The sequence below is a fragment of the Mucilaginibacter gossypiicola genome (assembly GCF_900110105.1).
In the GTDB taxonomy this organism is placed as follows: domain Bacteria; phylum Bacteroidota; class Bacteroidia; order Sphingobacteriales; family Sphingobacteriaceae; genus Mucilaginibacter; species Mucilaginibacter gossypiicola.
On sequence record NZ_FOCL01000001.1, the window covers coordinates 179,324 to 192,875 of the forward strand.

Annotated in this window: 9 protein-coding genes; 7 read left to right on the top strand and 2 right to left on the bottom strand. The window is 40.5% G+C overall.

All coding sequences use genetic code 11. The annotated features are described in order from the left end of the window. Window positions 1–213: 213 nt before the first annotated feature. Window positions 214–2,067 (top strand): right-handed parallel beta-helix repeat-containing protein, encoded by a 1,854-nt coding sequence (locus tag BMX50_RS00625; RefSeq protein WP_167667776.1) that lies wholly within the window; start codon window positions 214–216, stop codon window positions 2,065–2,067. Between the two features lie 34 nt (window positions 2,068–2,101). Here the strand turns inward: BMX50_RS00625 and BMX50_RS00630 are convergent, their stop codons facing one another. Further along, entirely contained in the window at window positions 2,102–2,611 is a 510-nt protein-coding gene (locus BMX50_RS00630; RefSeq protein WP_091206206.1) for a class I SAM-dependent methyltransferase, read from the bottom strand. Between the two features lie 15 nt (window positions 2,612–2,626). After that, the gene (locus tag BMX50_RS00635; RefSeq protein WP_143065053.1) at window positions 2,627–3,022 is read right to left on the bottom strand and encodes a hypothetical protein; all 396 of its coding nucleotides are present in this window, start codon (window positions 3,020–3,022) and stop codon (window positions 2,627–2,629) included. A 502-nt stretch (window positions 3,023–3,524) separates the two neighbouring features. Here BMX50_RS00635 and BMX50_RS00640 point away from each other — a divergent pair. The 6 genes from BMX50_RS00640 to BMX50_RS00665 all read left to right on the top strand — a co-directional run bounded on the left by BMX50_RS00640 (window position 3,525) and on the right by BMX50_RS00665 (window position 13,497). After that, window positions 3,525–4,058: a sigma-70 family RNA polymerase sigma factor gene (locus BMX50_RS00640; RefSeq protein ID WP_091206212.1), complete on the top strand. Its 534-nt coding sequence runs from the start codon at window positions 3,525–3,527 to the stop codon at window positions 4,056–4,058. A 36-nt stretch (window positions 4,059–4,094) separates the two neighbouring features. Continuing rightward, complete coding sequence (locus tag BMX50_RS00645) at window positions 4,095–5,240, top strand: FecR family protein (RefSeq protein ID WP_091206215.1); 1,146 nt, start codon at window positions 4,095–4,097, stop codon at window positions 5,238–5,240. A gap of 239 nt (window positions 5,241–5,479) precedes the next feature. Next, window positions 5,480–8,968, top strand: coding sequence for a TonB-dependent receptor (locus BMX50_RS00650; RefSeq protein WP_091206217.1), 3,489 nt, complete (start codon window positions 5,480–5,482; stop codon window positions 8,966–8,968). Window positions 8,969–8,988: 20 nt separating this feature from the next. Then, window positions 8,989–10,965, top strand: a complete 1,977-nt coding sequence (locus BMX50_RS00655; protein WP_091206219.1) for a RagB/SusD family nutrient uptake outer membrane protein — start codon at window positions 8,989–8,991, stop codon at window positions 10,963–10,965. A gap of 39 nt (window positions 10,966–11,004) precedes the next feature. Further along, complete coding sequence (locus BMX50_RS00660) at window positions 11,005–12,210, top strand: DUF5000 domain-containing lipoprotein (RefSeq protein ID WP_091208493.1); 1,206 nt, start codon at window positions 11,005–11,007, stop codon at window positions 12,208–12,210. Between the two features lie 39 nt (window positions 12,211–12,249). Beyond that, window positions 12,250–13,497, top strand: coding sequence for a DUF4998 domain-containing protein (locus tag BMX50_RS00665; protein WP_091206222.1), 1,248 nt, complete (start codon window positions 12,250–12,252; stop codon window positions 13,495–13,497). The last annotated feature ends 55 nt before the right edge of the window (window positions 13,498–13,552 follow it).

Consider the following 13,552-nt stretch of genomic DNA (forward strand, 5'->3'; position numbering starts at 1 on the left):
CCTTTCGGTGGACGGCAAATATTTAACCTGTATTTTATTCGCGTATGGTCAATTGCGTTAGATATTATAGGCATTGAGATAACTGTTTTAACTATAAGGTCTGAAGTAAAAACAGCATAAATTTTAAATGCAGGTTCGGGGCGGCTAAATTTATAGATGTTGTGTTTACATGTTTTGGCATCTACACCATATATTAGTGACCTGATATATACCATGAGATATTTTACAATAAAATGCCTGTTACTTTTAACCTCGTTGCTGGTGTGCAACTTATTAAAAGCTCAAAATAAGCCTGTTGAATATTTAGCTTCGTCGGCAAGGCATGTTTCTCGAGGCAACCGAACCTATTATATCGATCCTGTTAAGGGCAATGATAATAATACAGGGTTAACGGACGCAAAGGCATGGAAAACATTTATATGTATTAATCGCCTTATTTTATCGCCGGGTGATGTTGTGAAAGTGTTATCGCCGGGAGGGTTTCATGAAACACTGGCAATTATGGCTTTCGGAACTAAAAACAGACCTGTAAAGATCTGGTTTGCCCCAGGGCAGTATAATTTTTTTCCGGATGGAGCTTACAGAACACAATTGCAAATCTCCAATACCAATGATGTTCCTTACGGATTAAAAGCAATTGCATTAATGCTTGATAGCAGCAGGTTTGTGGATATTGACGGTGTCGGGGCAACTGTAAACCTTCGCGGAAAAATGATCGAAACATATGTCAATAACAGCCATCATATTAAATTGAGCGGCTTGAGTTTTGATTACCAGCGCCCAACGGTTTCCGAATTTAGCGTGGTAACAATAACATCAAAATATGCTGATGTTGCGGTTAATGCTGAATACAAATTCAGTATTAAAGAGGGCAAACTAACATGGCTTGGAGAGGGCTGGAGTTATCAGCCCGGATCATACTGGCAGGTGTATGATCACGCCACCAACGAATTATCGAGAATGGATATTCCGCAGGAAGGGCTTCGCTATGAAGCAGCAGGAGAGCATAACCTGAGAATATTTTTCAAAAACAATCCGGGCTTTAAAAAAGGCTTAACCTATCAAAATCGTGATGTTACCCGCGATTGCGCCGGTTTTTTTATACAGAAAAGCAGTAATATCAGTTTAAACCACATTCGCATTTACTTTATGCATGGTATGGGCGTGGTAAGCCAGTTTAGCAAGGACCTGAACTTTAATCATGTTGTAGTAAAGGCGAAAGATGGTCGTACCTGCGCTGCCTGGGCAGATATCCTGCATTTTTCGGGTTGTAGCGGTAAAATCGAAGTTGCAGGTTCATACCTGTCGGCGGCCAATGACGATGCAATTAATGTACATGGTACTTTTCTGAAAATAACAGAAAAGATTTCTTCAACGCAGGTTAAAGTGAGGTTCATGCACGATCAAACTTACGGATTTGATGCTTTTGCTGCGGATGACAGTATTGGTCTTGTTCATCCGGCAAGCTTGCTTACTTATCAAAGTAATAAGGTATCAAAAGTTGAGAAACTGAATAACAGGGAGTTTTTGCTGAATTTTAGCAACCCGATGCCCGATGATATGCAAACAGGCGACGTTGTGGAGAACATAACTGCCACGCCACAGGTATGGATCCATCATAATACCATTGAAAAGATCCCGACAAGGGGTATCCTGGTTACCACTCCCAGGAAAGTGATAATCGAAAACAATATCATTAACCGAACCCACAACAGCGCAATTATGATCAATGATGATGCGTCGAGCTGGTATGAATCGGGGGCGGTAAAAGATGTTACTATTGCAAATAATACCTTTTACGAATGTGGAGGGCCGGTTATAGCCTTGTCGCCGGAAAACAAAGTAAAATCAACGGCTCCGGTTCATTCCGGGATTAAAATAATTGATAATAAGATCACATTGAAGGATACCCAATTTTTTGAAGCTTCAAGTACAGCCGGAATTAAAGTTACAGGGAATAGAATTGCAGGAACCGGCAGTATTAAAAATATTGATCAATTGATAAGTTTAAAAGACTGCCAGGATATCAGGATTTATAACAACCAGGTAACGGCGCAAAAAGAGTAATCAGGATACGAACAGATGCCAACAGAGAGGCGGTTTACTTAAGAGCGATTGCTGAGTAGATTATTCCTCCAAACCTTGATGGTGCCTGTGCCAGTTTGGAGATTTTATAGCCCAAGAGGGTAAACTCGATCTCTAACTTTTGAAATGATATAGGGTAGGGAACCCAGGGATTGCTTTTAATGGTATCATATTCTACAATCAGCAATTTGGGATCACCTTTAAATACTTTCTCTAACTGTTTTATCAATTTTGGTTTATCAGCTACAAAATGCAATGAGTTTGCCATAAGTAACCCATCGAGCGATGTTGCGCCAATCGCTTCATTTACAAAATCAACTTTTCTAAAATCTATTTTGACGTTACCACTAAAAGCAGGAAAATATTGTTGCGTTTTGTCGATAGCTGTAATATTACTTTCCGGAGGTAACAGGCTTGCAAGGGCAAACGTAAATGTGCCGTTTCCGCAACCCAGATCAACCCAGTGTTGAGGCAGTTCATTTGTGATTCCTTTTTCTATCAGTGCTATAGCTTCGGACTGTTGCATGCCTGAAATGAAGAGTTAAAACTCGTCGGCCGTGGTTCGGCTATCAATATATGGCGAACTATAAAAACTTATAATCAAGAGGTCGTAATCAACAAGGAATGTCCATTCTGAAGTTTGATCTTTTTTGTAAGTAACAAGGTCTTCGCAACCAAACGAATAGTTAACGTCGAGCACTATACGGAAACTTCCTTGTCCCGTGTTCTGATCAAATTTGATCCTGTCGAAATTTAAACGCGTTACTTCCGGCGAACCTTCCGGCCTGAATTCGCGCTCAAGCGCATGTTTAAGTTGTTCGTAGTTTGCCGAAAGTGGCTCGAATACAATATCCAGAAACGTTGCTAAGCTTGCAGGCTCATTCTTTAGCTCATCAAGCTGCCCTTTGTTAAGTTTAATTTGTAAGCTGTTCATCATCAACACAAATTTAAAAACAAAAGCCGGATTAAATCAAATTTGAGATATTAACCCAGGTAAATGCATCCGAATAGGGTTAACCAGGCATAAAACAAGTATCATTTGATGCTGATTGCTCATCAACATCATAACTTTATTTCTTTAGTTATATTAAAACAAGCCATCACTACTAAATATTTGAACGGGTTTTACCTTGGGTATTAACTTTATTTAATTGTTCTAAGTACATTAATTTATCTTCGATATCGATTGCGTTGAAACAACCTTTTCAAAACAGATGATTGCCCGGCCTCATAATTCTCTGCCTTGTTTTTTAGCTATAAATCCTGCCTCTTTAAAGTATAATGGCTTAGAAATGGCTTTGTTTAGGACTTGTGGTTTTGATGAAGGAGATATTTTCAATAAATTTTTAATAATTGTTGTTTTGACAATAAAAGTTTTTACATTTAGCTTTCTTTAGATAGCCCAACCTATTTAATTATAAACCAGTTAATACTACTTCATGGAAATTTTGAACGATGCTCATATGGTTGAGCAATTAAGATTAGGGAACAAGGAGGCCTTTGAGGCAGTATTTAAAAAATACTACAAGTTGCTTAATGTATCGGCTTTTTACATTTTACAGGATGAAATGGAAGCCGAAGATACTGTTCAGGGTTTTTTTGTTGATCTTTGGGAAAGACAATTATATACCAATATCAATTCGTCGTTAAAGGCTTATTTAACTACAGCGATCCGTAACCGTTGCCTGAAAAAAGTTGAAAGTGAATCACGCGCGCAAAAAAAATTAATTGACTATAAATATACACTTACCGAAATAGAGGAGGAAGAAGAGGCACCGTTGCCCGAAATTTATCCGGAAAAAATACTGGCCGATTTATCAATGCAAAGGATGCAGGCTTTTACCCTGGTACATTATGAAAATAAAAAATATAAAGATGCTGCCCTTGAAATGGGCATCAGCATAAATTCTTTGAAAACTCATTTAAAACTGGCGGTAAAAACTTTAAAAGCAGGGTTGAAAAGTGCTAAATAAGTTCACCCTTTTATCCATAATGAGGTCTTATATATAATGACATACAATAAAGCGTATTTTCAGGAACTAATAATTGAGCAAATTGCCGGCGCAATAAGTGACGAAGACAGCCTTTTGCTTAATGAAGCTATACAAAATGATCCCAGGGTAAAACAACTGTGGGATGAAATGCAACAGACACTAAACTCCAATAAAGCTCAAACTTTTTTTAACAGTATTGATGAAAATAAGGCATGGGATAAAATTGAGCCGGAAATAAAAACATCGCGGCCCACTATGTCACGCCGGGGAGAAGTAATAAAGTGGATGTCTATGGCGGCTTTGTTATGTATAGCTTTTACGGCAGGATATTACTGGCGAAAAACGCCTCTTAATGAAACCGCTGCAACAAAACAGGATGTTAAAGCGCCGACCATTGAGCTACAAATGGCAAATGGGCAGCATATCGATCTGTCGGATACTTCAAAAAGGGTAATTAATATGCCTTTTGCCCATTTACAAAAAGGTGTTAACGGATTAAGCTATCAAGTAGATAATAATAAAAAAGAAGAGTGGAGCACGCTTGTTATTCCTTCAAAATTAAATTACAAGATTGTACTTTCAGATGGTACACAGGTTTGGTTAAATTCGGTGTCAAGTCTTCGCTTCCCGTTTTCATTTTTAGGCAAAACCAGGGAAGTGTATTTAACTGGCGAGGCATTTTTTAAAGTTGCAAAAAATGCCGCTCATCCCTTCATTGTTCATACCGGCCAAACAGATGTAAAAGTCTTAGGTACTGAGTTTAATGTAAATACTTACAAAGCCAATGAAACGGTAACGTCTTTGGTTGAAGGCTCAGTATCAACAAGTGGCCAGGATAAGCAGAAAATACTTTTAGAGCCGGGCTATCAGGCAGTCTATACTTCGGGAAGCGGTTTTCGTGCTCAACCATTTGATCCTGCCATTGAGCTGGCGTGGATGAACGATATTTATTATTTCCATAACACCAAACTGCATGACATAAGCGATGTGCTGCTACGCTGGTTCGACGTAAAGGTTGTTTTTGATGATTCCGGTACAGCCGACGAAACATTTAGCGGTGCTATTCAGAAAAATAAACCGGTTGATGTTTTTATACAAAATATCAGAGCATCTGCCGGGGTTACGGCTGTTTTAAAGGAAGGGGTTTTACATATCAGGTAACTTATCTCCCCGGGGATAAATCACAATTCATTTCGGATATTTTTTGAATGCTTTTTTTGGGCATATGGGAATTTATTGTCATTTATTAATTGAGTTATTGGTATTTAACCAATTGAAATACTGACTATTATAAGTTTTTGAATTTAAAAATAAAAAAAACACTTTTTTTTTCCTGTTCCAGTTCACCCGTTTCATCAGGATACGGTCTTATAGAAAACCAAATCATAAACCCAATAAGTATGGATAGAATTTTATTCAACCGGCGGCTTATACTGCCCTTTATTTTTCTTTTATTGGTAATCCGGTACGGTGTAGTGCAAGCACAGACCACGGGACCAATAACACTTAAAAAGGCCAATATTAGTCTGGCCGAAGTATTTAAATCAATTAAAAAGCAAACAGGCTTAACAGTTTTTTACAGTAACAATCTTTTGAACGACAAGGAACTTGTTACTGTGGATTTTAAAAGCGCCGAGCTGAAAGAAGTTTTCGGCGTTCTTTTAAAAGGAAAAAACTTGAACTATGTATTGCGCGATCAGCTCATTGTTATTGAAAAAAGCGAACCCGCTCCTGTGGTAGCTCCATCAAAAAAAGAACCCTCGGGCGCCGTTATCCCAAAAAGAGTGCAAGGTGTTGTGTCTGATGATAAGGGGCTTACCTTACCTGGCGTGAGCGTTAAAGTTAAGGGAACCATGAATGGAACGCAGTCAGACGTGGACGGAAAGTATACCCTTACCTTAAAGGAGGGCGGAAGTTCAATTATTGTGTTCTCATTTGTAGGATCAAAATCGCAGGAGTTTGATCTGGCAAATTATTCTCCATCGGCCACCGGCGTTTATAAAATAAATGTGCAAATGGGCGCTGATAAAAATGCCCTTGAAGAAGTAGCAGTTGTTGCCTATGGTACGCAAAAAAAGACAAGTCTTGTTAGCTCCATTACAACTGTAAACCCAAAGCAACTAAAAGGGCCTTCGAGTAACCTGACCACCATGCTTGCAGGTGTTGTGCCCGGCATGATCTCCTATCAAAGAAGCGGTGAACCTGGTGCGGATAATGCCCAGTTCTTTATAAGGGGGGTTGGGACTTTCGGTGCAGGCAAGGTTGACCCATTGATATTAATTGATGGTATTGAATCGAGTACCACCGATCTGGCAAGACTTCAGCCAGACGATATATCGGGCTTTTCGGTATTGAAAGATGCAACTGCTTCGTCATTGTATGGTGCGAGGGGGGCAAACGGCGTAATATTGGTAACCACCAAACGTGGCGACGTAGGCGCTGTTAAGTTTAATATCCGGGGTGAAAACTCAACTTCATCTAATATTAAAAACATTGATCTGGCTGATAATATTACGTATATGACACTGGCTAATGAAGCTGTGCTTACGCGTAATCCACTGGGCATCTTGCCTTACTCACAAAATAAAATAGATCATACTGCAAATGGAGATGACCCGTTGCTATATCCCAGTAATAACTGGATTAAGCAGTTGATCAAAACCAAAACCAATAATCAACGGTATAACATGAACGCCAGTGGCGGGTCAGAAAAGGCTAAGTATTATTTGGCCATGACCTACAATATTGATAATGGTAACCTTGCCGAAAACAGCCTTAATAATTTTAGTAATAACATTAAGCTGCAATCGTACTCTATTTTATCAAATACTACTTTAAACCTTACCAAAACAACCGAGGCGGTGGTGAGCTTAAAAGGTCAGTTTGATAGCTATCACGGGCCAATTAATGGCGGCGGTTACACTTTTTTAAATGCTTTGTGGAGTAACCCGGTAGCATTCCCGGCTATTTATCCCGGTAATTTGTTACCGTACGCAAGTCACCCGCTTTTTGGTAATGCTCTTATACCCGGCGGCGGCCTGTATATGAACCCGTATGCGCAATCTCTATCGGGTTACCAAACTTCAAATACAAGCACCCTGACGGCGCAATTAAACTTAAGTCAAAAACTTGATTTTATTACTCAAGGCTTATCCAGCAGGGTAATGGCGTACACAACGCGGTATTCTTACTTCACAGTTTCACGTCAATACAGTCCTTACTATTACCAGTCAAATGTAGTTAACGGGCAATTTAATGGTTTAACTTTACTTAATAGCGGAGCCGCAGGCAGTGTAGGTCCAACGCCAACCGAGTATTTAACTTATAGTCCCGGCGGCAGCGTATCCAACTCAACTACATATATTGAAGCAGCAGTAAATTACAACCGCACATTTGGGCAAAAACATGCTGTTAGCGGTTTGTTAATCGGCACTATGCGTAATTATCTTACTGCTAATGCACCAACGCTTCAATTATCCTTACCATCAAGAAACCAGGGGGTATCGGGCAGGTTTACTTATGGATATGATAACCGTTACCTGGTTGAGTTTAACTTTGGTTATAATGGTTCTGAACGTTTTGCGAGCAATCACCGTTTTGGCTTTTTCCCTTCTGTAGGTGCCGGTTGGGTTGTATCAAACGAGAAGTTTTTTGAACCACTGCTGTCAACTATCGATAATCTTAAATTCAGGTTTACCTATGGTTTAGTAGGTAATGACCAAATCGGTTCGAGCAATGACCGTTTCTTCTACCTCTCAGATGTTAACTTAAATAATGGCTCATATGGTCAGTTTGGTACTAACTATACCTACAGCAGGCCGGGTATAGTTACCAACCGTTATGAAAACCAAAACATAACCTGGGAACAATCAAGGCAAACCAATATTGGTATGGATTTAACGGTGGCTAAAAACTTTACTTTAACCGTAGACGCCTATCAGCAAAAACGCGATAACATCCTGATGGTACGTAGCACCATACCTACTTCAATGGGTTTACAAGCCAATATATCATCAAATGCCGGGAAATCATCCAGCAGAGGCATTGATATAGCCATGGATTATAAAAAGAGCTTTAGCAATTCATTTTGGGTTCAATCCCGTGGTACGCTTACTTATTCTAAAAGTAAATTGTTAAAAAACGAAGAGCCGGTTTATGGGGATGACCTTAAATACCTGAGCAAGGTTGGCAACTCATTGAGCCAGATCTACGGCCTTGTTGCCGAGCGGTTATTTATCGATGATAAAGACGTTGCCAACTCACCGGTACAAAGCTTTGGCGATTATAAAGCCGGTGATATCAAATACCGTGACATGAATGGCGACGGGAAAATATCGAGTTCGGACGTTGTGCCGATTGGTTACCCGATTGTACCTGAAATTATCTACGGATTTGGCTTTTCTTTTGGCTACAAAAATTTCGATATCAGCGCATTCTTCCAGGGATCGGCACGCTCATCTTTTGTTATTAATTCAGCAGATATTTCTCCTTTTTACCTGGTTAACGGTTTACAGCCTAACCTCCTTAATACTGGTAACCAAAGCGGGCTTTTAAGCACAATAGCTAACGACCACTGGTCGGAAGATAATCGTAACCCCTATGCATTTTGGCCGCGATTAAGTACCAATATACAGGGTAACAATACCCAAACGTCCACCTGGTGGCTGCGTAACGGATCGTTTGTTCGTCTTAAATCAGCAGAACTTGGGTACAATTTTACCAAGAACCAGCTTAAGTTTATCCATTTGAGCAGTGCCCGTATTTACTTGAACGGCCTCAATCTGCTAACCTTAAGCAGCTTTAAACTTTGGGACCCGGAAATGGGAACATCAGGCCTTGGCTATCCAATTCAAAAAGTATTTAACGTGGGCCTAAGGGTAGAATTTTAAAAGCTTTCAAATCACTTTATATGAAAAGTAATTTTATACAAAAAATTAAGGATTCAGTATTAAGTCACGCGCCTAAAGGGTATATCTCTTTTGTAATGCTGATCTTGATAATGATTGTTCCGATATCATCCTGCAAAAAGTCATTTCTGGATGTTGTTCCTGATAACGTATCAACAATAGCTAATGCTTTTGTTTCAAAAACCGAGGCAGAAAAATACCTTTTTACCTGCTATTCATACCTGCCTACAGAAACCGATCCTACTTATAACGTTGGTTTAACTGCTGGTGACGAGGTTTGGGTAGAAGACCCTGCAAATCACATACGGTCGACAAACGTGTTGCAGTTACCAAGAGGGTTTCAAAATTCATCAGATCCTATTGCCAACTACATGAATGGTACCAGGGATGCTGCTGCGAATTATAAAGCAATTCGCGATTGTAATGTTTTTATTGAAAATGTAAGCGACCAAACCAAAGTTCGCGATCTTGATATCGACACTCGTGAACGTTGGATTGCCGAAGCTCAATTTTTGAAAGCTTTTTATCATTTTCAGTTATTTAGGGCTTATGGTCCAATACCTATCATCGATAAAAACCTGGCTATTGATGCATCTATTGATGAAATTAGGGTGAAGCGACGCCCGGTTGATGAGGTTGTGAACTACATAGCCGATTTATATGATAAGGCGGCAGCAAAATTGCCTTTAACAATCCGTAATGAAGGGAGCGAGCTTGGTCGCGTTACAAAAGCAGCAGCTTTAAGTATGAAGGCAAAATTGCTGGTAACAGCTGCAAGCCCGCTGTTTAATGGCAACCCGGATTATAGCTCATTTAAAAATAAAGATGGCGAGCAGCTATTTAATCCTGCTTTTAGTGCCGAAAAATGGCAACGTGCTGCAGATGCCTGCAAAACAGCTATAGATTTCTGCGAATCACAAAATATCAGTTTATATACTTTCCCTACGCCAACAATTCCGCTTAGCGATACTACTATGACGCAAATGAGTATCAGGAATGCAATGAGCGAAAAATGGAATGATGAGCTGATATGGGGATTAACTGCCAATAACAACATCAATTATAATTCATTTTTTCAGTCGATGTGTGCCGGGCAGTATGATTTCAACAATGCTGATGCCGCGAAATCAGCAAACCGTCCGTTGCTTGGCCCCACTATAAAAATGGCCAAAATGTTTTACACTAAAAACGGTGTACCGATTAATGAAGATAAAACGCTTGACTTTAGCGACATAGCACAGCTAAAGGTTGGTACACATGCAGATCGTTTTAATATTAAAGAAGGCGAAACCACTGCAAGGCTCAATTTTGACAGAGAGCCCCGTTATTATGCCGATTTGGGATTTGATCGCGGCGTTTGGTATATGGCCAACAGCCCAACCAAAACCGACGAAAACACCTGGTGGTTGAAATCGCGCGGCGCCGAAGTAGGGCAGTCATCGCCAATACCTATCGCTGGTTTTTACATGAAAAAAGCGCTGAACTGGCATTATGAGTGGGCAACTGTAACTTATATTAATTATCCATGGCCCGAAATGCGCCTGTCTGACCTGTATTTGCTTTATTCGGAAGCATTGAATGAAGCACAGGGGCCTGTAGCGGATGTGTATACCTATGTAAACCGCATTAGGGCACGGGCTGGTTTGCCTACGGTTCAGCAGTCATGGTCAAACTTTAGCATCAACCCAACTAAGTATACAACAAAAGATGGTATGCGCTCAATCATTCAGCGTGAGCGTAGCCTTGAGCTTTGTTTTGAAGGGCACCGTTTCTGGGATTTACTACGCTGGAAAACCGCCGGTGTTGAGCTTAACGGAAACGTAACAGGTTGGTCAATCAGTGAAAACTCGCCCGAATTGTATTATCGCGAACGCACCATTTATTCGAGGCATTTCGTGATCCCCCGCGATTATTTATGGCCAATACAGGAAAGTGACCTGCTGGTTAATCAAAACCTGGTGCAAAACCCTAACTGGTAATTGCGTAGCAATAATATGTTTAACACAAAAAGCATTAACATGGAAACAAAGAAAATACAAGCTGTTTGGTGCCTATTGTTATCAATGATAGTAATAGCAGGGTGCAAGCAGGAATCACTCAATAAACCAACTATAACAAATAATAATGGCCCCGGAGTTGTAAGCAATGTTCAGGTGCAAAACCTTAATGGTCAGGCTACTTTAACATATTCGCTGCCCGGCGATAATGATCTTTTTTATGTAAAAGCTGTTTACGAAACCTCGCCGGGTAAAACGCGTGAGGTGATTGCCTCGCATTATACCAACAATTTAACTGTTGATGGCTTCGGCGATACACTGGCACATGTGGTAAAACTATACGCGGTTAACTCCAGCGAAAAGGCTTCGGCACCGGTTTCAGTTACAGTAAACCCTTTAACGCCCCCATTTTTGCTTGCCTTCCGTTCGCTTAAGGTAACGCCGACTTTCGGTGGCTTTAATGTGGTATGTGATAACGCAGCTAAAGATAACCTTGCTATTGTGCCTATGGTTGATACTGCCAATAATGGCCAATACGTGCAACCAAAGGGTATGGACAATATTTACAGCAACAGCGTTTTGATAAAGGCTGCAGTAAGGGGCCAGCCTGCGGTTGAACGTAAATACGCATTTTTTGTACGTGACAGGTTTTTAAATAAGTCTGATACCTTGTTCTTAAAGTTTACACCGTTTTATGAAGAGCAGTTTTCGAAAGCTGATTGGTCTGTTTATGCATTGCCTGGTGATGCTACCAACCTGTATTCATATACCGATGTAACCAAAATTTTTGATGGAAACTTTACCGGCGGCTGGCCAAATTGTCTTTTCACTGTTGAAAGTGCAGGCAGCCCGCAAATGGTTACTATCGATCTTGGTAAACAGCGTGTATTCAGCCGCTTTATATTGAACCCATTCATCGAGATCGGTAATGTTTATTATGTACGTGGTAACCTGCGCGACTTTGAAATATGGGGATCGAACGCACCAAATGTGAATGGCGCCCTTGATGCTTCGTGGACAAAACTGATAACCTGTAATGTGGTAAAACCATCAGGCTCACCATCCGGTACAGAAACTGCCGCCGATTATAATTATGCCCATGATGGGTGGGGCTTTGACTTCCCGGCTGGCTTAAGCGGTTACAGATACCTCAGGATCAGAAGTCTGCGCAACTGGACAGGGTCGTACTTTATGAGTATCAGTGAGTTTACCTTATTTGGAAAGTAGTAAAATGTGCGGAAGCTTTCTTTCAATTTAATTTCAATTATGAAACCATATAAAATCATATCATACTATCTGTTAATGTTAACGGCTTTCGTTATGAGCGCCTGTACTAAAATGGATGACTACAAAAAGAAATATGAGCCCAACGGGCCTATCATATACCCGGGCAAACTGGATTCGGTACAGGTGTTTTCGGGCCGGAACAGGGTTTTACTAACCGGTCTGTTTACGTCAGATCCTAAAATCGTAAAATATAAGGTATACTGGAACAGCAAACAGGACTCGATAGTAACCCCTGTAACCCGTACTTCCGGGGTTGATACAGCAAAGTTATTTATACCAAATTTGCCCGAAGGCGTCATGACCTTTGAAGTTCGCACTTATGATGGTGAAGGACATGTATCTATTCCGGTTACCCTTGCAGGCAATGTTTATGGCAGCTTATATCAAAGCTCCCTTATTAACCGTGGTATTGCCAAGGCCGAACTTCAAACGGATGGCTCGGCCTTAATTAACTGGGCCGATGTAAACGCCGATGACGGATTGCAGTCGATGGAGATCAAATATACAGATGCCTCTAACAAACAGCATGATACGCTTATTGTTTCATTGCCTTCGGGGTTAAGTACATCGCTGCCTAAATTCAAAGCCGGTAGTGTTATCAGTTATCGTACCTCATTTAAACCTAATAAGACAGCTATTGATACCTTCTATACAGATTTCCAGGATCATAGTGTTAAGGCCGATGTAACCAGTATTTACCTCTCAAATACCGGGCCTTTTCAACGAAATACTTTTGATGGTCGCTGGGGAACTCTTGCTGCCCCGTGGATAACCAATGCTGCCGCCAAAAATAAAGACGGAGGAACGAACGGTGGCTACAGTTCAGACGGAGGTGGAACCATTAACTGGGAAACATGGAATAATACACCTGTTGTAAACGGAATTGTATACCAGCCTACTTCTTCAGCATTGCCTGCCGGAAATTATATTGTTACGTTTGATTCATATTCAGAGGTACAATCAAATTCGTCTGTTTATTGTGTGGTTGCTGCAGGTGGTAACGGTATTCCGGTGCTTGCTAATTTGTCTACAGCTTTAGGGTCTGTTAGCATGTTTAACGGGGCCGGTGTGGGTGCTACAAGTCCAAACTCAAGAGAAGTGCGGTCATTCACATTTACACTTTCTTCACCGCAAGTGGTGTCGATTGGGTTCTTAGGAAATATTGTCGGCAATGGCAATCCTGGCAGCTACTTCACTGTGTTTAATATCAAATTATTTAAAAATTAAGAATGCTAAAAAGAAAGGCCCTGATACTAATCAGGGCCTTTCTTTTTTAATAATA

Bases quoted from the DNA above. Each gene is read 5' to 3' on its own strand.
- BMX50_RS00660 (WP_091208493.1), top strand. From the start codon at position 11,005: ATGGAAACAAAGAAAATACAAGCTGTTTGGTGCCTATTGTTATCAATG.
- BMX50_RS00645 (WP_091206215.1), top strand. From the start codon at position 4,095: ATGACATACAATAAAGCGTATTTTCAGGAACTAATAATTGAGCAAATT.
- BMX50_RS00625 (WP_167667776.1), top strand. From the start codon at position 214: ATGAGATATTTTACAATAAAATGCCTGTTACTTTTAACCTCGTTGCTG.
- BMX50_RS00655 (WP_091206219.1), top strand. From the start codon at position 8,989: ATGAAAAGTAATTTTATACAAAAAATTAAGGATTCAGTATTAAGTCAC.
- BMX50_RS00640 (WP_091206212.1), top strand. From the start codon at position 3,525: ATGGAAATTTTGAACGATGCTCATATGGTTGAGCAATTAAGATTAGGG.
- BMX50_RS00635 (WP_143065053.1), bottom strand. From the start codon at position 3,022: ATGATGAACAGCTTACAAATTAAACTTAACAAAGGGCAGCTTGATGAG.
- BMX50_RS00650 (WP_091206217.1), top strand. From the start codon at position 5,480: ATGGATAGAATTTTATTCAACCGGCGGCTTATACTGCCCTTTATTTTT.
- BMX50_RS00630 (WP_091206206.1), bottom strand. From the start codon at position 2,611: ATGCAACAGTCCGAAGCTATAGCACTGATAGAAAAAGGAATCACAAAT.
- BMX50_RS00665 (WP_091206222.1), top strand. From the start codon at position 12,250: ATGAAACCATATAAAATCATATCATACTATCTGTTAATGTTAACGGCT.